The sequence below is a fragment of the Pseudomonas sp. 39004 genome, from assembly GCF_028682155.1.
Taxonomy (GTDB): Bacteria; Pseudomonadota; Gammaproteobacteria; order Pseudomonadales; family Pseudomonadaceae; genus Aquipseudomonas; species Aquipseudomonas capeferrum.
Genome location: NZ_JANIAG010000014.1, coordinates 1 through 21,442 on the forward strand (window position 1 = coordinate 1; position 21,442 = coordinate 21,442).

Annotated in this window: 18 protein-coding genes; 9 read left to right on the top strand and 9 right to left on the bottom strand. The window is 60.8% G+C overall.

Annotated elements, in window-relative coordinates:
- Nucleotides 1-82: 82 nt before the first annotated feature.
- From NP534_RS04250 to glmS, 4 genes are all read left to right on the top strand, one after another.
- On the top strand, nt 83-502 hold the full coding sequence (locus tag NP534_RS04250; RefSeq protein ID WP_033702433.1) for a F0F1 ATP synthase subunit epsilon: 420 nt from the start codon (nt 83-85) through the stop codon (nt 500-502).
- A 121-nt stretch (nt 503-623) separates the two neighbouring features.
- Nucleotides 624-1,991, top strand: a complete 1,368-nt coding sequence (glmU, locus tag NP534_RS04255; RefSeq protein ID WP_274097878.1) for a bifunctional UDP-N-acetylglucosamine diphosphorylase/glucosamine-1-phosphate N-acetyltransferase GlmU — start codon at nt 624-626, stop codon at nt 1,989-1,991.
- 261 nt (nt 1,992-2,252) lie between these two features.
- Nucleotides 2,253-3,029, top strand: coding sequence for a DeoR/GlpR family DNA-binding transcription regulator (locus NP534_RS04260; RefSeq protein WP_033702431.1), 777 nt, complete (start codon nt 2,253-2,255; stop codon nt 3,027-3,029).
- 2 nt (nt 3,030-3,031) lie between these two features.
- On the top strand, nt 3,032-4,867 hold the full coding sequence (gene glmS, locus NP534_RS04265; protein WP_033702430.1) for a glutamine--fructose-6-phosphate transaminase (isomerizing): 1,836 nt from the start codon (nt 3,032-3,034) through the stop codon (nt 4,865-4,867).
- A 110-nt stretch (nt 4,868-4,977) separates the two neighbouring features.
- Here the strand turns inward: glmS and NP534_RS04270 are convergent, their stop codons facing one another.
- The 6 genes from NP534_RS04270 to lpdA all read right to left on the bottom strand — a co-directional run bounded on the left by NP534_RS04270 (nt 4,978) and on the right by lpdA (nt 13,467).
- On the bottom strand, nt 4,978-6,771 hold the full coding sequence (locus tag NP534_RS04270; protein ID WP_274097879.1) for an FAD-dependent oxidoreductase: 1,794 nt from the start codon (nt 6,769-6,771) through the stop codon (nt 4,978-4,980).
- Between the two features lie 88 nt (nt 6,772-6,859).
- Nucleotides 6,860-8,578, bottom strand: a complete 1,719-nt coding sequence (locus NP534_RS04275) for an FAD-dependent oxidoreductase (protein ID WP_274097880.1) — start codon at nt 8,576-8,578, stop codon at nt 6,860-6,862.
- 43 nt (nt 8,579-8,621) lie between these two features.
- On the bottom strand, nt 8,622-9,431 hold the full coding sequence (locus NP534_RS04280; protein ID WP_274097881.1) for a sugar phosphate isomerase/epimerase family protein: 810 nt from the start codon (nt 9,429-9,431) through the stop codon (nt 8,622-8,624).
- Between the two features lie 37 nt (nt 9,432-9,468).
- Nucleotides 9,469-10,812, bottom strand: a complete 1,344-nt coding sequence (locus NP534_RS04285; RefSeq protein ID WP_274097882.1) for an MFS transporter — start codon at nt 10,810-10,812, stop codon at nt 9,469-9,471.
- A 252-nt stretch (nt 10,813-11,064) separates the two neighbouring features.
- Nucleotides 11,065-11,874 (bottom strand): IclR family transcriptional regulator, encoded by an 810-nt coding sequence (locus NP534_RS04290; RefSeq protein WP_274097883.1) that lies wholly within the window; start codon nt 11,872-11,874, stop codon nt 11,065-11,067.
- A gap of 192 nt (nt 11,875-12,066) precedes the next feature.
- Entirely contained in the window at nt 12,067-13,467 is a 1,401-nt protein-coding gene (lpdA, locus tag NP534_RS04295) for a dihydrolipoyl dehydrogenase (protein WP_274097884.1), read from the bottom strand.
- 208 nt (nt 13,468-13,675) lie between these two features.
- On the opposite strand from lpdA, the gene cfaB reads away from it, so the two are divergent.
- Complete coding sequence (cfaB, locus tag NP534_RS04300; protein WP_274097885.1) at nt 13,676-14,860, top strand: C17 cyclopropane fatty acid synthase CfaB; 1,185 nt, start codon at nt 13,676-13,678, stop codon at nt 14,858-14,860.
- Nucleotides 14,861-14,927: 67 nt separating this feature from the next.
- On the opposite strand, the gene cls is transcribed toward cfaB, so the two are convergent.
- Nucleotides 14,928-16,367: a cardiolipin synthase gene (cls, locus tag NP534_RS04305; protein WP_033702419.1), complete on the bottom strand. Its 1,440-nt coding sequence runs from the start codon at nt 16,365-16,367 to the stop codon at nt 14,928-14,930.
- Between the two features lie 131 nt (nt 16,368-16,498).
- On the opposite strand from cls, the gene NP534_RS04310 reads away from it, so the two are divergent.
- Nucleotides 16,499-17,026: a DUF3617 domain-containing protein gene (locus NP534_RS04310; protein WP_274097886.1), complete on the top strand. Its 528-nt coding sequence runs from the start codon at nt 16,499-16,501 to the stop codon at nt 17,024-17,026.
- Here the strand turns inward: NP534_RS04310 and folE2 are convergent.
- Nucleotides 17,010-17,915, bottom strand: a complete 906-nt coding sequence (gene folE2, locus NP534_RS04315) for a GTP cyclohydrolase FolE2 (protein ID WP_274097887.1) — start codon at nt 17,913-17,915, stop codon at nt 17,010-17,012. The two genes, NP534_RS04310 and folE2, sit on opposite strands and share 17 nt — an antisense overlap.
- A 183-nt stretch (nt 17,916-18,098) precedes the next feature.
- Between folE2 and zigA the strand changes: the two genes are divergently transcribed.
- The 3 genes from zigA to NP534_RS04330 are packed head-to-tail and all read left to right on the top strand — an operon-like array spanning nt 18,099 to nt 20,942.
- Nucleotides 18,099-19,307 carry a zinc metallochaperone GTPase ZigA gene (gene zigA, locus NP534_RS04320; protein WP_274097888.1) on the top strand — a complete coding sequence of 403 codons (1,209 nt, stop codon included), beginning with the start codon at nt 18,099-18,101 and terminating at the stop codon, nt 19,305-19,307.
- Nucleotides 19,304-19,930, top strand: coding sequence for a DUF1826 domain-containing protein (locus NP534_RS04325; protein WP_274097889.1), 627 nt, complete (start codon nt 19,304-19,306; stop codon nt 19,928-19,930). Before zigA ends, NP534_RS04325 begins: the two co-directional genes overlap by 4 nt.
- A 40-nt stretch (nt 19,931-19,970) precedes the next feature.
- Nucleotides 19,971-20,942 (top strand): CobW family GTP-binding protein, encoded by a 972-nt coding sequence (locus NP534_RS04330; RefSeq protein ID WP_274097890.1) that lies wholly within the window; start codon nt 19,971-19,973, stop codon nt 20,940-20,942.
- Here NP534_RS04330 and NP534_RS04335 read toward each other — a convergent pair whose 3' ends face one another.
- On the bottom strand, nt 20,943-21,335 hold the full coding sequence (locus NP534_RS04335) for a DUF3301 domain-containing protein (protein ID WP_274097891.1): 393 nt from the start codon (nt 21,333-21,335) through the stop codon (nt 20,943-20,945).
- Nucleotides 21,336-21,442 lie beyond the last annotated feature (107 nt).

Here is a 21,442-nt window from a genome sequence, read left to right on the forward strand (position 1 = left end):
AGCATCGACGAAGCGATCGAGAAAGCCAAGAAACTGTAATTCCTGCGCCCCGCAAGGGGCGCTATCAGGTTGAGGCAAGCAGATGGCTATGACAGTCCATTGCGATATCGTCAGCGCGGAAGGAGAAATTTTCTCCGGTCTGGTCGAGATGGTGGTTGCGCACGGTAACCTGGGTGATCTTGGTATCGCTCCAGGCCACGCGCCGCTGATCACCAATCTGAAGCCAGGTCCGATCACGCTGACCAAGCAGGGTGGCGCACAAGAGGTGTTCTACATCTCTGGTGGTTTCCTCGAGGTTCAGCCGAACATGGTCAAGGTGCTTGCCGATACCGTGCAACGTGCTGCAGACCTGGATGAAGCGCAGGCTCAGGAAGCCCTCAAGGCTGCCGAGAACGCCCTGAATACGAAAGGCGCGGACTTCGACTACGGCGCCGCCGCCGCACGTCTGGCCGAGGCCGCAGCTCAGCTGCGTACCGTCCAGCAAATGCGCAAAGGCAAGTAATCGGCCACGGCTGATGACTTCTGTTGCGATTGAGTAAAAGGGTAGCCTCGGCTACCCTTTTTCTTTTTTTGATTTCCCCCCCCCGGTCATTTCACTGACCGCCCAGGATTGGTAGCCAGTAATGTCACTCGATATCGTTATTCTCGCCGCCGGCCAAGGTACCCGCATGCGCTCGGCGCTGCCCAAGGTACTGCACCCGGTTGCCGGCAACTCCATGCTCGGCCATGTTATCCACAGCGCGCGCCAGCTTCAGCCGCAAGGTATCCACGTGGTCATTGGCCACGGTGCCGAGCAGGTACGTGAGCGCCTGGCAGCTGACGACCTGAACTTCGTCATGCAGGACAAGCAGCTGGGTACAGGCCATGCCGTGGCTCAGGCGCTGCCGGCGTTGACCGCAGACACCGTGCTGGTGCTGTACGGCGATGTGCCGTTGATCGAAGTGGAAACCTTGCAGCGTCTTTTGGCCAAGGCCAACGACCAGCAACTGGGGCTGCTCACGGTCACCCTCGAAGACCCGACCGGCTATGGCCGTATCGTGCGTGACGAGCAGGGCAAGGTAACGGCGATCGTTGAGCACAAGGATGCCAACGACGCGCAGAAAGCGATCAAGGAAGGCAACACCGGTATTCTGGCCCTGCCTGCCGCGCGCCTGGCGGACTGGATGAGCCGTTTGTCGAACAACAATGCCCAGGGCGAGTACTACCTGACCGATGTCATCGCCATGGCGGTGTCCGACGGCCTGGTGGTAGCGACCGAGCAGCCCCATGACCCGATGGAAGTGCAGGGCGCCAACGATCGTCGCCAGCTGTCCGAGCTGGAGCGCCACTATCAGTTGCGTGCAGGCCGCCGCCTGATGGCCCAGGGTGTCACCCTGCGCGACCCGGCGCGGTTCGATGTGCGCGGTGAAGTGACCGTAGGCCGTGATGTCCTGATCGACATCAACGTGATCCTCGAAGGCCAGGTAGTGATCGAGGACGATGTAGAAATCGGCCCCAACTGCGTGATCAAGAACAGCACCCTGCGCAAGGGTGCGGTGGTCAAGGCCAACAGCCACATCGAAGGTGCGGTGATGGGCGAGGGTAGCGATGCTGGCCCGTTCGCGCGCCTGCGCGCGGGCAGCGTGCTGGATGCCAAGGCCCATGTGGGTAACTTTGTCGAACTGAAAAATGCTCACCTGGGTGAGGGCGCCAAGGCCGGCCACCTGAGCTACCTGGGCGATGCCGAAATCGGTGCGCGCACCAACATCGGCGCTGGCACCATCACCTGCAACTACGATGGCGCCAACAAGTTCAAGACGGTGATGGGCGAAGACGTGTTCATCGGCTCGAACAACTCGTTGGTGGCGCCTGTGGATATCCAGGCTGGTGCTACTACTGCGGCAGGCTCGACCATCACCCAGACGGTCGAAGCAGGGCAGCTTGCTGTGGGCCGTGGGCGCCAGCGCAACATCGACGGCTGGAAGCGGCCGGAGAAGATCAAGAAGAGCTGAGTTATACACAGTTGTTTCGATCGAAAGCCGACCTGTGTGAATGGGTCGGTTTTTTTTTGGGCTGTTGGAAAGCTGGGAGGGCTTTGCCCTCCTTTCGCGACGCGAGGCCGCTCCTACAGGGATACGCGCCACCTGGTGGGTAGCGAAAGGGCCGCGTAAGCGGACGGCAACAGACTTATCCACAGTTCATGGCGCTTGACGAAACGAGCGTCTTAGGTTTTGATTGCAACCATTATCTTTCGAATCGAAACTTAAGCGCTCATGTCGAAACGTAACACCCCCCAACGCCGGCACAACATCCTGGCCATGCTCAGCGAGCAGGGCGAGGTGAGTGTGGACGCGTTGGCCAAGCGCTTCGAAACGTCAGAAGTCACCATTCGCAAGGACCTCGCAGCCCTGGAAACCAATGGCCTGCTATTGCGTCGCTACGGCGGTGCGGTGCCGGTGCCGCAAGAGTTGCTCGGCGAACCTACCCAGCCCGTGTCCGCCTACAAGAAGGCCATTGCCCGCGCTGCTGTAGGGCGTATCCGCGAACATGCGCGGATCATCATCGACAGCGGCAGCACCACTGCTGCGATGATCCCTGAACTGGGCCGCCAGCCGGGCCTGGTGGTGATGACCAACTCATTGAACGTGGCCCGCGCCATCAGCGACCTGGAACATGAACCGGTGCTGCTGATGACCGGGGGCACCTGGGACCCGCACTCCGAGTCGTTCCAGGGGCAGGTGGCCGAGCAGGTGTTGCGTTCCTACGATTTCGACCAGCTGTTCATCGGTGCCGATGGCATCGACCTCAACCGAGGTACCACCACCTTCAACGAGCTGCTTGGCCTGAGCCGAGTCATGGCCGAGGTGGCCCGGGAAGTGATCGTGATGGTCGAGTCCGACAAGGTAGGGCGCAAGATCCCTAACCTCGAGCTGCCCTGGGGCAGCGTGAATACCCTTATTACAGACGAACGCCTGCCCGCAGCGGCACGCGAACACATTCAAGCCCGCGGCATCAACCTGATTTGCGCCGCGATCAGCCAGGAGCAATAACCATGTGTGGAATCGTTGGTGCCGTAGCCGAGCGTAATATCACCGCCATTCTGATCGAAGGCCTCAAGCGCCTCGAATACCGCGGGTACGACAGTGCCGGCCTGGCTGTCTTCAGCCAGCAAGGTGAGCTGGAGCGTCGCCGCCGTATCGGTAAAGTCAGCGAGCTGGAAGCTGCCGTCGCCGCCGACCCCCTCACCGGCCAGTTGGGCATCGCCCACACCCGTTGGGCCACCCATGGCGCGCCAACCGAAGGCAACGCCCACCCCCACTTCTCGGCCAGTGAAGTGGCGGTCGTGCACAACGGCATCATTGAAAACCACGAAGAGCTGCGTGAAGAGCTGAAAGAGCTCGGCTACGTATTCACTTCGCAGACCGATACCGAAGTCATCGTTCACCTGATCCACCACACGCTCAAGACTGTCCCGGACCTGACCGATGCGCTGAAGGCCGCTGTGAAGCGCCTGCACGGTGCCTATGGCCTGGCCGTGATCAGTGCCAAACAGCCAGACCGCCTGGTAGCCGCTCGCAGCGGTAGCCCGCTGGTGATCGGCCTCGGCCTTGGCGAGAACTTCCTGGCTTCGGACCAGTTGGCACTGCGCCAGGTCACCGACCGTTTCATGTACCTGGAAGAAGGCGACATCGCCGAGATCCGCCGTGACCAGGTCAGCATCTGGGACCAGGCAGGCACCAAGGTCCAGCGTGAAACCGTGCAGTACCACGAAGGCGCTGAGGCGGCCGACAAAGGTACCTACCGTCACTTCATGCTCAAGGAAATCCACGAGCAGCCAAGCGTGGTCCAGCGCACGCTGGAAGGCCGCCTGGGCAAGGACAATGTGCTGGTCCAGGCCTTCGGCCCGAATGCCGCCGAACTGTTTGCCAAGGTTCGCAATGTGCAGATCGTCGCTTGCGGTACCAGCTACCACGCCGGCATGGTTGCCCGTTACTGGCTCGAAAGCCTGGCCGGCATCCCTTGCCAGGTCGAAGTAGCCAGCGAGTTCCGCTACCGCAAGGTCGTGGTCCAGCCAGACACCCTGTTCGTCTCGATCTCGCAATCCGGTGAGACCGCCGACACCCTGGCCGCCCTGCGCAATGCCAAGGAGCTGGGCTTCCTCGGCAGCCTGGCCATCTGCAACGTCGGCATCAGCTCGCTGGTGCGCGAATCTGACCTGACCCTGCTGACCCTGGCCGGCCCGGAAATCGGTGTTGCCTCGACCAAGGCATTCACCACCCAGCTGGTTTCGCTGATGCTGCTGACCCTGGCCCTGGGCCAGGTGCGCGGTACCCTCGAAGCCGGTGTAGAAGCCGAGCTGGTTGAAGAATTGCGCCGCTTGCCTACTCGCCTGGGCGAGGCACTGGCCATGGACGCGACCGTCGAGAAGATCGCCGAACTGTTCGCCGACAAGCACCACACCCTGTTCCTGGGCCGTGGCGCCCAGTACCCGGTAGCGATGGAAGGTGCACTCAAGCTCAAGGAGATCTCCTACATCCACGCCGAAGCCTACCCGGCAGGCGAGCTGAAGCACGGCCCGTTGGCGCTTGTGGATAACGACATGCCGGTGGTCACCGTGGCGCCGAATAACGAACTGTTGGAGAAGCTCAAGTCCAACCTGCAGGAAGTACGTGCCCGTGGCGGTGAGCTGGTGGTGTTCGCCGACGAGCACGCTGGCATGACCAACGGTGAAGGCACCCACGTGATCAAGGTGCCGCACATCGCGGACGCCCTGGCGCCGATCCTGTACACCATTCCGCTGCAGCTGCTGTCGTACTACGTCGCCGTGCTCAAGGGCACCGACGTTGACCAGCCGCGTAACCTGGCGAAATCGGTGACGGTCGAGTAAGGCGCAGCGGTTAATGGCGTGGTGGTTTTAGAGAACTGAAACTGTCGCGACACAATTAAAACCGTCGCAGAGAGAGGGAGCCGTCACTGGCTCCCTTTTTTTGTACGGTTTTACTCCTGCTGCACCGTTACACCCCCTGCTTTAGCACTCTCCGCCGAGCATGCCGTCACCTTGACCGCTTCTGCCATGCCCCTCTTGGCACCCTCCAACCCCGCCGCATGCCGGGCCACTCGCCAGCCGAACACAATCGCAGGCCCCAGGGTGGTACCTGGGCCTGGGTAGGTGCCGCGAAAAATCGAGGCCAGGTCATTACCGCAGGCGTAGAGCCCCTCGATCACCTGGCCTTGGGTGTCCAGCACCTGGCCGTCGGCGTTGCCGCTCAAGCCTGCGCTGCAGGCGAGGTCGGCGGGTTGCACGGTGACGGCATAGTAGGGCCCCTCGCCCAGCGGGCGCACGCAGGGGTTGGGCGTTTGCTGCGGGTCGCCATTGTGACGGTTCATGGGGCTGCTGCCACGGTTGAATGCCGGGTCTTCACCGTGTGCGGCGGAGGCGTTGTAGGTGTTGACCGTGTTTGCGAGCCCCTCGGCATCGATCTTGAGCTTGCTGGCAAGCTCGGCCAGCGTGCTGGCTTTGACCAGGTAGCCGGCCTTGACGAAGCTGGCGATGTTGACGGCGGTGCGCAGCGGCATCACCAGGCCCAGGCCATAGCGGCGCAAGAAGGCTTCATCGCAGATCAGGTGGGCGGTGGGGCTGCCATCGGCGAGCATGCCCATGACGAAGTCGTGGTAGGAGTCCGACTCATTGACGAAGCGCAGGCCCCGGCGGTTGACTGCGATCAGCCCTGGCTTGGCACGGTCTAGCAGGATGTGTGGCCAGACGGCCTGGTAGCCGTCCTTGCTTGTGCGGATCGAGCAGGGCATCCATAGACCGGGGCTGTCGTGGCCGTTGTCGAGCTGGGCGTTAGCCTTCAGCGCGCGATCGATGCCGTCGCCGGTATGGGTCAAGGGTGCCAGTGAAAGGGGTTGGGCCGCGGCCGGGAACAGTTGCTTGCGCAACGTCGGGTGGCGGGTCACGCCGCCGGTGGCCATCACCACGCCTCGGCGGGCGCGGATGCGCTGGGGCTGGCCATTGTGCAGCACCACAGCGCCCACCACCTTGCCGTTCTCCTGGATCAAGTCGTGCAAGGGCGTTTCAAAACGAATGGCAACGTTGCGCTGGCGCAGGCTGTAGAACAGTCGGGCAACCAAGGCGTTGCCCATCACCAGGTTGGTGCCACGGGGGTGGCTCAGGCGGTCGATGCAATAGCGGCCGACAACGCTCAGGGTACGGCTCAGGTTTTTCAACGAGGCAAAGGGCGACAGCAGCGCGTCCAGGTCGGCGCGGGGCACCATCATGCCGCCCAGCCCCATGAACTCCGGGCGTGGTGGCCGTACGCGGGCGAAATCTTTCCCCAGTAGCCTGGCGTCGAACGCGAGTGGTGCCAGGGCGCGGCCACCGAACGCTGCTCCTGGGCCGCTGACGTAGTCGGGGTGGGCGGCGGCGGCCACGAATTTGACTTCGCTGATGCGCTCCAACTCGTCAATTGCCTGCGGCCCGCTGGCCAGAAAGGCTTCGCGTAAGGCTTCACCACCGCGCTCACCGACCACCGCCTTAAGGAAGGTTGCAGCATCTGCCACGCTGTCCGGTACCCCGGCGCGCTGGCTCTGGGTGGTGCCGGGTACCCAGGTGGTACCGCCTGAGGTCGCACTGATGCCGCCCACGGCAGCGGTTTTTTCACACAGCAGCACGTCCAGCCCGTGGTGCTTGGCCATCAACGCGGTAGTCATGCCGGCGGTGCCTGCGCCGAACACCAACAGGTCGACTTCCTGGTCCCAGCGTGGGGGAAGGGGGGTGATGGTGCTCATCGTGCGTTCTCCTGAGTGGTAAGGGCGAAGGGCTTGGAAGCAAACGACATGGGCGATCCCTCGAGGCTCAAGGCCTGTAGGCCGGGCATTATTCGTAGGCTGTGGCGCCAGCCAGGTGGCGCCCGGCGATATAGCCGAAGGTTGCAGCTGGCCCCAGGTTGATTCCGCCGGCCGGATAGTGCCCGCCCATGATGCTGGCCATGTCGGACCCCGCTGAATAAAGGCCTCCAATCGGCTGCCCGTCAGTGTTGAGGACTTGCGCATGGGCATTGGTCTTGAGGCCTGCGAAGGTGCCGAAGCAGCCTGCCTCGACCTTCACCGCATAGAATGGGCCCTGCTTGATTGGCGCGACGCAAGGATTTGGCGCGTGCTGCGCATCACCCTGCTTGCGGTTGTAGGGCGTAGTGCCGCGTCCGAACTGTGGGTCTTCACCGTTGCGGGCGTGGCGGTTGTACTCGGTCACAGTCTGGCTCAGGCCCGCGGGGTCGATCCCGCACGCCAAGGCCAACGCCTCGATGGAGTGGCCAGTCTTCAGGTAACCCGAGCGAATGAATGGCTCAACGGGCAGTGGGAAAGGCCGGGAAACGCCCAGCCCATAACGCCGCTGAAACGCGCGGGTGCAGATCAACCAGGACGCGACCTCGGTGCCGGGTGCGGCCGCGACCATGGCTGCTACATAGTCATAGTAGCCATTGGCTTCGTTGACGAACCGTTGGCCGTTGGCGAGGACGCCGATGATGCCGGGCTTGCCGCGTTCGATGATATGCGGAAAGTGGCCGGCGCTGCCGTCCTTGTAAGGCACTCGAGACACGGGCGCCCAAGCGGCGGCACTGGCCAGGTCTTCAGCGACCTGGCCGCCGACGCTCTCGCCCAGGCGCAAACCATCGCCATTGACGCCCAGAGGCGGCAACGCCAGATGTTCATGGCCAGTTGGCGTGCGCGGGAACAGTGCCTTGCGTCGTTCGATGTCATTGGCAAAGCCACCTGCAGCCAGCACCACACCCTTGCGTGCCCGAATGGCGATACGGCCTTTTGCTGTTTCGACCACGGCGCCGGCGACCCGGTCGTGTTCATGGATCAGATCAGTGGCCGGCGCTGACTCCCAGAGCTGTACGCCAAGGTCTTCGGCTGACTTGGCCAGGCGGGCGATCAAGGCGACGCCGTTGACGAGGTGCATGGCGCGCCCCTTGAGCGCAAGGTCGATCAAGTGTTTGCCCAAGCGTTGGGTCACGTGCAGCAGCGAACGCCAGGAGCGTGTCAGGGTGAGGAAGGCAGTCAGGTCACGGCCGGCCATGATCGGCATGCCCATGAACGAGGTTTCGCGCATCGTCTTGCGCAGCCGCTTTAGCAGTTTGCCTACCGCGTAGGCATTGTAAGGGGCTGCGATCACCGACCGACCGCCGGTTCCGGCGCCGGGTGTATCCCCGTGGATGTCAGCAATTGCGTTCCCGTCGGCGAATTGCAAAGCGGTGTGGCGCTCAAAAAAGGAGACCATGTTGGGCCCTGCTTCGAGAAAGGCATCGATCATGGTCGGGTCGAAGTGGTCACCCAATTCATGTTCAAGATAGGTGCGTGGCAGCGAGCGGTCCTCAATGATCCCGGCGCGCTGAGCCAACGGATTGCACGGCACCCACATCCAGCCACCCGACCAGGCGGTGGCGCCGCCGAACACCTCATCCTTCTCGACCACGATCACCCGCTGACCATGCCACGCGGCAGTCACGGCTGCGCTAAGCCCGGCTGCACCGGAGCCGATGATCAGGACATCGCAGTCCACCGTGGTGTGCAGGGAAGTGTCGGTAAGCATCAAGAGGTCTCCTGGTGTAGTGGGCTTGGTCAGCGTCAATGATTTACAGCGGCTCAATGATTGCCTTGGCTGCCGCCAACGCCTCTCGGGCCCAAGCCTCTACCCCCACTTGCGCGACCCTGCGGTCATTCGGGATCTCGACACTGACCGGAACCGCGGCTGCCAGGCTGCGCCATATCCTGGCCAGATCGATGTCACCTTCCCCCGGTAGCAAACGCCCGCAGCGCGCCGCCTGGATCAGTCCCTCATGGGTGTCGGGGCGCATCGCAGGGCCGTCGCATATTTGTGCGTAGTGCAGCCACTGCGCTGGGATTCGCTGCAAATCCTCGAAGCGGCTGTCTGAACGATCAAAATGCAGGGCGTCTACCAGGATGCCGCCGTTGGCTCGATCGGCCTGTTCCACAATATGCAGAGCACTGGCCAGGTCATTGACGGCCGTCCACGGCATGAATTCGAGGTCTGCTGAGAGGCCGAATGGCTGCATTGCGTCGCATAGCCGAGCGTAGTGCTCTACAAGTCGGCCTTGCTCCGGATCGTCGCCGGCTACCAGTACCGCCTTGGCCCCTAGCTGCGCACCAACCTCGAAAAACGGCAGGTAACGTTGCAGATCGAATTGGGCATCGAGGCGTATCAGTTCCAGATCGAAGACCTTCACGCCGGTGTCGTTCATCCGCGCGAGCGTTTCACGCAGCATGCGTGCGTCATCCATCAGTGGATAGGCGACGGCCCCTGGCGCGACGGGTAACAACCGCACGCCAGCCTGGTGATAGCCGGTGCGGGCAGCCAGTTCGATGATTTCGGGCGGGCTGAAATCGAGAGCGGTCAGTTGGGCGATGGAATAGCTAGCTTGCATGGCAGGTCTCCGTAGAGGGGGTTAAGCGCGCTGGAATTCAGTTGGCTGGGGTGGGAATCGCCGACGTTCTGTGCTGACGGCCTTTGACCCATAGCGCCGTGACCCCGAGCAAGGAAGGGATGGCGAGGAACAAGAAGACCTGGCTGAAATCCCATTGGGCAGCCAGCATGAGTGCGCCGATCCCGGCGCCGCTGATAGCGCCCAGGCGACCGATGCCGGTTGCCCAGCACACCCCGGTGGCACGGATCTGGGTTGGGTAGAAAGCGGCTGCCAACGCATAGCCACCGACGTTGACGCCATTGAGGAAGTAGCCCAGCAACAGGATCAGCGGGCAGAGAACCTGCATCGTCGGCTGCTGCAGCGCGATTAGCACCGCGCAGGCGCCACCGCCGAACACCGTAATGCCGACCACCTTATGGTGATCCCAGCGGTCCATCTTCATGCCGACGGTAAAGTTGCCCAGCATGCCGCCGATTTGCAGCAACGAGCCCAGCAGTGCCGCATCGCCCATGCTAAGGCCGGCATCGCGGGTCAGCAGCGGCAGCCAGCTCGACAGCAAGTACATGGTCAGCAAGCCCATGAACAGCGTGATCCAGATCATGCAGGTACCGAGGCTATAACCGGACGCGAACAACGCGCTGACCTTGCCAGCCTGTTTGATCGACGCTTCGCTGATATGAAATCGGGTACGGGCGTTGGCCAAGCCAGGGGCAACTTTGTTGATCTCCTTGATCAGACGTTCCTTCAACGCACTGTTCTGGGCCAAAAAGCGGATGGACTCCGGCAGGCTGAAAAGCAGCAGGAGCGCAAAGGCAATGGGCAGCACACCGCCGACCACCAATACCGATCGCCAGCCAAAATGGGCGATCAGCCACTCACTGCCCAGGCCACCCAGGGCTGCGCCAAAGGCGAAACCGCAGTAGATGAAAGAGACCATATGAGAGCGGTAACGCTTGGGTGCAAATTCGGAAATCAGTGTCGCGGTATTCGGCATTGATGCACCCAGACCGACCCCGGTCAGAAACCGCAGCACTGTCAGGCTGACGACCCCGGTGGCCCAGGCCGAAGCTAGGCTCCACAGGCCGAACAGCAGCACTGAACCGATGATGACCGGCCTGCGGCCAAAACGATCTGCCAACGAACCTGCAGTCAATGAGCCGAAAGCCAGCCCGAGCAGGCCGCTCATCATCACGGGCCCAAGATCATGTCGCTGCAAACCCCAGTCGTCGACCAGTGCGGGTGCTATGAAACCGATCGAGGTCGTATCGAACCCATCAAAGACAAGCACCATGAAGCCCAGAAGCAGCACCAGCCATTGCCTGGCGCTCATTTTTCTAGCGTCCATGAAGGTGCTGACATCAAGGTTGGGGGAACTCGACATAGATGACTCCTGTTTTTGTTTTTATCAGAACGCCTTTTCTGGCAGCGGCATCTTTTGCAGAACACCAGGCTTTCTCAGTGGGCGGTGATGACACTATCATAAATGGAAGACCATTCCAAAAGTAAAAAGCATTCCATTTATGATTTTGGTCGGCAGGAGTCAGCGCGCTTGGCTTAACGCATTCGACAGCAGGGCTTGAGGAGAGGAGGCGGCCACGTCGGGACGACAGGCCGCGTTCGATCGTTGGTCCGATCAGTCGGTCTGCTCGGTGATCCGGGAGGTCATCATCGACAGCTTGGGAAGACTGTCCAGACTGATTGCGGTGATTTCTTCGGCGGCCTCGAACAATGCCGCTTTGAGGGCCTTCATACGCTCTTGGGTCAAGCGAACGCTTGGGCCGGCTATGCTGATCACGCCGATGACGTGTCGCTGCGAATCGAGGATTGCGATAGCCATCGCCGCCGCGCCAATTTCAAAACTCTCGTCAACTGACGCATAGCCTTGATCACGTGCGAGCTGCAGGTGTTTAAGCAGCTGTTCGATCGTGGTCGCCGCGTTGGGCCCATATTCACCGGCTTTGGCCAGGCCTTGAAGGTAAACCAGTTCCAGCGCGCGTTCGTCACTCAGACAGCTCAACCACGCAAGCCCCGACGCTGTGCAGCAGAGTTTGGCTTCGGCACCGGCATCAGGGTCGTAGCGAAGCCCGGAGCGCGTGCCTTGCGCCTTGGAGATCCACACCAGGTTGTCGCCATCGACAATGCTCAAACGCACCAGTTCGCCAGACACACGGGCAAGGCGTTCAAGGATCGGTTTGGCGAGGTCGACGATGTCGCTCTGGGACAGGTGCTTCAGTGCAAGCGATACCACCTTGAGGGCGAGAACATAATTACCGTGTTGAGGGTCTTGGCGCACAAAACCCTGTTCAACCAAGCAATTAAGCATACGGTGAGTCGCGCTCGGCGGAATGTCCAAGGCTTCGGCAACTTGCTGAAGAGGCAGCCCGGTGCGTTTCCCGGCCAACAGCTCAATAGCGTGCAGGCCGCGTTCCAGCGCATTGCTCATAGTTGTTCCTTGATGTGTGAGAGATGAGCTCCCGTGGAAAATGCAATGAAGGCTACAGCGTTACAGCACAAACCTATCACAAGGGTATCGGAATATCATTCCATTTAAGAAACCGATTCCTTATAGGTGAGCTTATGTGGTTAGCGCAGAGGATCAGGCAATGCCGGGGCAGCATTGCCTGAGCGCGTTCTGTCAGATCTGCATTGCCATCCCATCCACATTCATCGCCGCCTGGCGCAAGGCCTCGGAGCGGGTCGGGTGGGGGTGGCAGGTGAGGGCGATGTCTTCTGCCGAAGCCGAGAACTCCATGGCTACGCAGAACTCGCCGATCATTTCGCTGACGCTCGGGCCCACCAGGTGCACGCCCAGTACTTCATCGGTATTGGCATCGGCAATGATCTTGGCGAAGCCTTCGGTCTCGTGGTTGATCTTGGCGCGGCTGTTGGCGCTGAAGGGGAACTTGCCGACCTTGTAGGCGCGGCCTTCGGCCTTGAGCTGTTCTTCGGTCTTGCCGACACTGGCCAGTTCCGGGCGGGTATAGATGACGCCAGGGATGAGGTTGTAGTTGACCTCATGGGCCTTGCCGGCGATGCGCTCGATGCACGATACCGCTTCATCTTCGGCCTTGTGCGCGAGCATTGGGCCAGAGGTGACATCGCCGACCACCCAGATGCCGGGCACCGAACTGCGGTGGTGGTCATTGCCCAGCATGCCGCGCTTGTCGGTCGAAAGGCCCACGCTTTCCAGGTTCAGGCCCTGGGTGTACGGGCGGCGGCCGATGGCCACCAGCACGTAGTCGGCTTGCAGGGTTTGTGCGTCGCCACCGGCGGCGGGTTCCAGGGTCAGGCTGACGCCATCGGCCGACGGCGTGGCTTGTGTCACCTTGCTGCCGAGCTTGAAGCTCATGCCTTGCTTGGCCAAGGCCTTTTGCAGGGTCTTGGCGGTTTCTTCATCGGTGCCCGGGCAGATGCGGTCGAGGTATTCGATGACGGTGACCTGGCTGCCCAGGCGGCGCCAGACCGAACCCAGTTCCAGGCCGATCACGCCGGCACCGATGACGATCAGGTGCTTGGGCACCTGGGGCAGGGACAGTGCACCGGTCGAGTCGATGATGCGTTGGTTGTCGATGGTCACGCCTGGCAGGGGCGTGGGCTCGGAGCCGGTGGCAATGACGATGTCCTTGGCCTGCAGCGTGGTTTCGCTGCCGTCTTCGGCCTTGACCACGACCTTGCCAACGCCATCCAGCCGGCCCCAGCCCTTGACCCAGTCAACCTTGTTCTTACGGAACAGGTACTCGATGCCCTTGGTCAGGCCGGTCACGCTCTCGTCCTTCTGTTTCATCATCTGGGCGAGGTTCAAGGTCGGCTTCACTTCGATGCCGAGGTGGGCGAACTCATCGCCGCTGGCGGCTTCGTACAGCTCGGATGCATGCAGCAGCGCCTTGGATGGCATGCAGCCAACATTGAGGCAGGTGCCGCCCAGGGTCGAGCGGCCTTCTACACAGGCAACGCTCAGGCCCAGCTGGCCTGCACGGATTGCCGCGTTATAGCCGCCAGGGCCACCGCCGATGATCACCACGTCATAGGATTTCATGGGTTCCACTCCAGGATGAAGAAGCGCGAGAGGGGCATAAGGTTAGTCTGTGCGCTTAAAGTTGTATACAATCTGCGTGCTTTTCATGTCTGTTGGTTCTAGACCATCGTCGCGTATAGCCCAAAACCTGCAGCTATGAACTACCCTGATTCCGTGGCGTCCGAATTTATGAGGCGTGGCGCCCCGTTACCTGAAGGGAGGGTCATTGATGCTTGCGCAACTTCCACCTGCGTTGCAGAGCCTGCATTTACCTTTGCGTCTGAAGTTGTGGGACGGCAACGAGTTCGATCTCGGGCCGAGCCCGCAAGTGACGATCCTGATCAAGGAGCCTCAACTGATCAGCCAGTTCACCCACCCGAGCCTGAACGAGCTGGGTGAAGCCTTCGTTGAAGGCAAGCTGGAGCTCGAGGGTGATATCGGCGAGGTCATTCGTGTGTGCGACGTACTCAGCGAGGCCCTGCTGAGTGATGATGACGACACGACGCCGCAGCGTACTGCCCATGACAAGGACACCGACGCCGAAGCCATTTCCTATCACTACGACCTGTCCAACGCGTTCTACCAGTTGTGGCTGGACCCGGACATGGCCTACTCCTGTGGTTACTTCCGTGAGCCGGACAACACACTGGCCCAGGCCCAACAGGACAAGTTCGACCACCTGTGCCGCAAGCTGCGCCTGCAGGCGGGTGACTACCTGCTGGATGTGGGCTGTGGCTGGGGCGGTCTGTCACGCTTTGCCGCACGCGAGTACGGTGCCAAGGTTTTCGGTATTACCTTGAGCAAGGAGCAGCTCAAGCTGGCCCGTGAGCGGGTGAAGGAAGAGGGGCTGGCGGGGCAGGTCGACCTGCAGATTCTCGATTACCGAGACCTGCCCCAGGATGGCCGTTTCGACAAGGTGGTCAGTGTCGGCATGTTCGAACATGTCGGGCACGCCAACCTGCCGTTGTATTGCCAGAAGCTGTTCGGTGCGGTGCGTGAAGGTGGCCTGGTCATGAACCACGGCATCACCGCCAAGCATGTGGATGGGCGACCGGTAGGGCGGGGAGCGGGTGAGTTCATCGACCGTTATGTATTCCCCCACGGCGAGCTGCCGCATCTGTCGATGATCAGCGCCAGTATCTGTGAGGCGGGGCTTGAGGTCGTCGATGTGGAGAGCCTGCGCCTGCATTACGCCAAGACCTTGCACCACTGGAGCGAGAACCTGGAAAACCAGCTGCATCGTGCCGCGGCCATGGTGCCGGAAAAGACCCTGCGCATCTGGCGGCTGTACCTGGCCGGTTGTGCCTACGCCTTCGAGAAGGGCTGGATCAACCTGCACCAGATATTGGCCGTGAAACCTTATGCCGATGGCCGCCATGACCTGCCATGGACCCGTGAGGATTTGTACCGCTAGCCTGAGTGTTTCACGTTCGACCACACATACCAGGGGCCGTTATGCGGCCCCTGGTTTTTAGTGCCTGTTAAAGGATCGGCGAGATCAACCGGGCAATTCGCATCCCAAGTTGTTGCAGGCGGTGGGTATCCAGGCTGTCCTCCGCAGTGATCTCCCGGGCCTGCTCGAAGTCGTTGGCCAACATGGTTTGCACCTGATCGGCAAATGCACGGTCCACCGTCAGCAAGGTAATCTCGAAGTTCAGGCGGAACGAACGGTTGTCCAGGTTGGCACTGCCGATCGCGCTCACATCGTCATCCACCAGCACCACCTTCTGATGCAGAAAGCCTGGCTGGTAGCGGAACATGCGCACACCGGCGCGTACCGCTTCGAAGGCAAACAGGCTGGAGGCGGCATAGACGATCCGATGGTCGGGCCGTGACGGAATCAGGATGCGAACATCAACCCCCCGCAGCACCGCCAAGCGCAAGGCGGCGAACACTGCCTCATCGGGGATGAAGTAGGGGCTGGTGATCCACACCCGACGCGTAGCCGAATGGATCGCTTCAAGGAAGAACAGCGAGCAGGTTTCCTGCGGGTCCGCTGGCCCGCTGGCAAGCGCCTGGCACAATACGCCGTTCTCCGGGTAGGTGTCGGGCAGGATCAACGGTGGCAGTTGGCGGGTTGCCCAGTACCAGTCCTCGGCGAACGACTCCTGCAAGCAGGCCAGCACGGGCCCACCGATTTGCACATGGGTATCTCGCCATGGCGACAGTTGCGGATGCGCACCCAAGTACTCATCACCCACATTGTGCCCGCCAATGAAACCGACCAGGCCATCCACCACCACGATCTTGCGGTGGTTACGGAAGTTCACCTGAAAGCGGTTGAACCAGCCACGGCGCGTGGCGAAGGCATGAATCTCCACACCACCCGCTCGCAGCACCTGGCTATAGCTTGCCGGCAAAGCATGGCTGCCGACCCGGTCGAAGAGGACGAACACTTTCACCCCTTCGGCCGCTTTGCGCAGCAGCAACTGCTGTAGCGCTTTGCCCAGGTTGTCGTCGTGAATGATGAAAAACTGTACCAGCACCACTTCGCGGGCTTGGTTGATTGCGGCGAAGATGGCATCGAACGTCGCTTTGCCATCGATCAACAGCTTCACCTGGTTGTTCGCCAGGCAGGGCATGCGACCGAGCTTTGGCATGGCACGCAGCGCAGCATAGCTTTCGGACTCGCGGGCGGTGAGCGCCTCTTCTACCCAGGGGCGCCAGTTGAGGTTGGCCATGGCCACGTGCATTTCCTGGTTGGCCTGTCGCCGTGCCTTGATGTAGGCATAGAAGGAGCGGGCGCCGAAGATCAGGTAGGGGATCAAGGTCAGGTAGGGGATGAAGACCAGTGGCATGGCCCAGGCAATCGCACCTTGGGCGGTACGCACGGTGAACACTGCATGCAGTGCTGCGATGATGCCCAAGAGGTGAATCAGGCCGAGCACATAACCGAAGAAGTAGGGGCTGTGGTAATCCATATGCATCCTGCTTGCCGAGTACACTGTGGGTAACAGAACACGTTCCCGGTCCGGCTTGCAACCTGCAGGTGGATTTGGCGTCTAAGGCTCAGCCCGGCCCGTTGGCCGGTTTATTCCAGGAGCGTTTGCCCATGAAGATTCGTCTGCCACTGTTGGCGTTGGCCCTTGGCCTGAGCAGCCCGTTGGTGCATGCACAGATGTTGCAGCCCGGCTTGTGGGAGCTGACCACCAGCAACATGCAGGTCGATGGCAAGCCGTTACCCGACATGGCGTTCATGCTCGGCCAATTGAAGAACCTGCCGCCGGAGCAGCGCGCCATGATGGAGGGCGTGTTGGCCAAGCAAGGGGTGACAGTGGGGGGTAATGGGGTGCGCTCGTGCCTCACGCCAGAGCAGGTGGCAACCAATGATATTCCGCTGCAAGACCCTAAGTCGGGCTGCACGCAGAAGATTACCGACCGCACCGGCAACGTATGGAAGTTCCAGTTCAGTTGCCCCAAGGCCCAGGGCACTGGCCAGGCTACCTTCCTGAGTGACAGGGAGTTCACCACCCAGGTCAGCGGTACGTTCAATGCGTCCGGTGTGCAGCAGCAAGGCAGCATGAACACCCGTGCAGTCTGGCTGGGCAATGACTGCGGGGCGGTCAAACCGCGTAGCTGATTTGCCACTGCCATTGGCTGGTGGCGACTGCGTCGTGGGCATGCAGGCTCTCTGCATGTTCCACGCGCAGCTTGAAGGCAGTGGCCCATTTCAATTGTCGTAACGACTGGTGCAACCGTCGTGCGGCGTCTTCGCAGAACATCAAGTTCTGTCCGTTAGCCAACGCAAACGCTTGTTCATCTGCGCGCTTGACCGCAGTTTGCACGGCCGTTCCCAGGCTGGCCTCCACACTGTTGATCAACTCGGTCACCGGCAGCTCCAGCACATTGCTTTTCAAACGCACGTAAATTTGCGCGCTACTGCGCTGACTATGGGGCGTCGCCACGATGCCCTGGCTGCTACCAAGCCACGCCATCACCCTTTCCTTATCCACCTGCTGCTCGGCAAAATCCGCCTGGAATTGTTGTTGAATCAGCTGCCTTGCAAGCGCAGCCGAACAAGGGCATGTGGATGAGTAGGGCACGGAAACAAATAGTTCCACGTGGAACATCTCACTTTCGATGCGTGCATCGACAGTTACTGGATAGCTTTTCCAGCCTGCTAACGGGCTGATCAGGGCCGGTCGTTTAAGCAGGTGGTCGAAGGACAGGCGTAGGTAGGCCGCTGAGGAGAGCCCTTCATGGCTGTTCAGAAAATCAGCCAATAGCTGACGAATAACCAGCGCGGTAAGTGGCTGACCTTCCAGTGATTCCAGTGCCAGGTAAAGGCGCGACATGTGGATGCCGCGTGAGCTGCCGTCCACCAGGCTGACACCTGCGTCGACCTTGGCTGCGGCGATACGGCCCTCGAATTGCACCGGCAAGGCAATGCCACACATGCCCACCCAGTCCAGCGGTAAGGCGTGCTGCTGGGCTTGGCTGGCGATATCGGGAAGCTTGAGCTGGGTCATGGGTAGTTCCAAATAAAAGGGCGTTCAGCGGCAACCGCCAAGCAAGCTGCAATGCAGGATGAAGCGCTGCGTCATCTCCGAGGGGCTTTTATCCGACGAGAACAGCTTGGCGAAATTGTATTGTTACTTTATAACATTATGCAATGCATCGTTTCGAATGCCTTCGCCTGAAGAGGTTTCGCCATGTCCAACCGTCTCCCCGTTACCGTTCTGTCCGGCTTCCTTGGTGCCGGTAAGAGCACCCTGCTGAACCATGTGCTGCGTAACCGCGACAACCTGCGCGTCGCGGTGATCGTCAACGACATGAGTGAAATCAACATCGATGCCAGCGAGGTTCAGCGCAACGTCAGCCTCAACCGTGCTGAAGAAAAGCTGGTGGAGATGAGCAATGGGTGCATCTGCTGCACGCTGCGTGAAGACCTGCTCGAGGAGGTTGCGCGGTTGGCTGAGGAAGGGCGCTTCGATTACCTGTTGATCGAGTCCACGGGGATCTCGGAGCCGTTGCCGGTGGCCGAGACATTTACCTTTCGCGACGAGCAGGGCCGTAGCCTCTCCGACATGGCGCGCCTCGATACGATGGTCACCGTGGTCGATGGCCTGAACTTTCTTCGCGACTATCAGGCAGCAGACAGCCTTGTCAGCCGTGGCGAAACCCTGGGTGAGGACGATGAGCGTTCGATCAGCGACCTGCTGATCGAACAGGTCGAGTTCGCCGATGTGCTGCTGTTGAGCAAGATCGACCTGATCGGCCAGCACGAACGGGAAGAGCTGATCGCCATTCTGCGCAGCCTCAACGCCAGGGCGCAGATCGTGCCCATGGTCATGGGCGAGGTACCGCTGGCGCGTATCCTCGACACCGGCCTGTTCGACTTCGACCAAGCCGCGCAGGCGCCCGGTTGGTTGCAGGAGTTGCGCGGCGAGCACGTTCCGGAAACCGAAGAATACGGCATCGCCGCCAGCACCTGGCAGGCTCGGCGTCCGCTTCATCCACAGCGCTTTTTCGACTTTATCCACACCCCGTGGACCAACGGTAGGCTGCTTCGCTCGAAAGGTTTTTTCTGGTTGGCCAGCAAGTATCAAGAGGCCGGCAGCTGGTCTCAGGCAGGTGGCATGATGCGCCATGGCATGGCCGGCCGCTGGTGGCGATTCGTGCCCCGTGAACAGTGGCCACAGGATGTGGATAACACTGCCGCGATACTGAAGAACTGGGCCGTCGAGAGCGGTGACTGCCGCCAGGAGCTGGTGTTCATCGGACAGAATATTGACTTCGAAATGTTATCCACAGAGCTGCAATCATGCCTGTTGACGGATGAAGAAATGGACCTGGGGCCGATGGGCTGGCTGCGCTTGCCAGATCCGTTCGGTCCTTGGCACGAGGAGGCGGCAGCATGATCGTCGCTCACAAGCCTGTGGATATCTTTCAGGTGTCGGGTGACTCGCCGCAAGTACTGACCGAAGTTCTGCAGGACAATGTGAACCTGGCGGTATGGCGTCGGCGCATGCCGGCTCAACTGGAGGATTTCGCCCAGCTGGTCGTCAGCCTTGGCCAACCCTTGGCTGACCAGCGGGTAATCGATGTGGACGAACAGCTGGCACCGGCGTTACCGGGCTTGTTGTATGAAACCGCAGACTTGCAGGGTTATGAGAGCTTTGTCGCCGACGTGGCCTGGCTGGTGGCCGCCTATACCTGCCTGCTCGGCGCACGACGGCTGGGCTTGCGCTTGCGCGTGCTGGATGCACCGATGTGCCCGCGCTTTCATGTGGACCACGTGCCGCTGCGCTTGCTCACAAGCTACGCGGGGCCGGGCAGTGAATGGCTGCAGGAAGGGGCGATAGACCGGCGTGAACTGCACCAGGCAATGCCTGCTGTGGATAACATTCAACGGCTGCAGGCGGGCGATGTGGCCGTGCTCAAAGGCGAAAAATGGCAAGGCAATGAGGGCGCCGGGCTGGTGCATCGCTCGCCATCCGGGCACCAGCGGCGCTTGCTGCTGAGCCTTGACTGGTTGGCGTGACGGCGCATAGTGAGGCCTACCTCCAGACCGAAGTCATGCCATGTTGCAGAACATTCCTACCCACGTGATTGCCGGCCCACTGGGTGCCGGCAAGACCACATTGATCCGCCATTTGCTGGCGCAGCGCCCGCCTGACGAACGTTGGGCCGTGTTGATCAACGAATTTGGCCTGGTGGGGCTCGACGCTGCGCTACTCAGCCGCGATGAAGACGGCATTGCCATCGGCGAGGTCGCAGGGGGTTGCCTGTGCTGTGTCAACGGCATGCCGTTTCAGGTTGGCTTGGGCCGGTTGCTGCGCAACTCGCGGCCTGATCGGTTGTTCATCGAGCCTTCCGGCCTCGGCCATCCCTTGCAGCTACTCGCCCGACTCAAGCAGGCCCCTTGGGCAGGAGTGCTGACAATCCAGCCGCTTTTGATGGTTGTGGACGCACAGAAAATGGCACGGGGCGAGGCCCTGCATGAGGCTCAACTGCAGGCTTTTGATGCTGCCAAGGATGTGGTTTTCAACAAATCAGAGGCTGTGGATGAATATCATAGGTTGTTGATAAATAAGAAATTTAATGAAAAAGATATCCTTTGGGCCAGCCACGGAAACCTGCCACTTTCGGTGCTTCCCGTTTCATCCACAGGGGCTATTTCCACTGATTATGTGGATAACAGGATTGTCGACAATCTTGGAAATACCCTCGCATCCCTATGGAATAGGCCCGATGAGCCTATCTGCCTGGTGCAACAAGGTGAGGGGGGCTGGAGTATTGGCTGGCGCTGGCATCCGAGTCGACAGTTTTATCCACAGCGCATTCGGGCGTTTTTACACGGCTGGCCATGGCTCCGCGCCAAGGGAGTTATCCACACTGCGCAAGGCTGGCAATCATTCAATGGGCTTGAGGGCGTGCTGCCGGACTGGCAGCCGAGCGACTGGCGCAGGGATACGCGCATCGAGCTGATTTTTGCTCAAGCTCAACCGCAGCCGGCTCTGGAGGCCGGTTTGAGGGAATGCCTTGGCGTCTGATCAGTTGCGCCAGCGGTTATGCTCTTGGCGCCACTGCTGCATCTCGATGACATTGTCGGTGCGTGGCGGCGTCTTGATCTCGAACGGGTAGGGCGCCAGTTCGATCTGCACGCTGTGGGCACCGAACTGGGTCACCGTGCCTGGGTGGCGTTGCTCGCCGGTGACGGTGAACTCGAAGGCGTAGATCCGCGCCAGGCGCTTCTTGCCGTTGGCATCACGAACAAAGCCGATGCGCTTGAGGGCGACGGCATCGTCCAGCAGTTCGAGGTCGAGCTTGGCGCAATGCTGCTTGACCCGCTCCAAGGCTTTTTCGCGTAGCCCATGGTTATGCCACAACCAGGCGCCTGCCGTGGCTATCAGCATCAGGACGAAGACATTCTCCAGGGTCAACATTTGCATATGCTCCAAACAGGTCGAACCAGCTTAACTGCGTCCCTGGCCTGTCGTACAGGTGGCAATCGAGTTCATACTGCGCTGCGCACAATCCTTGAAACAGCTTT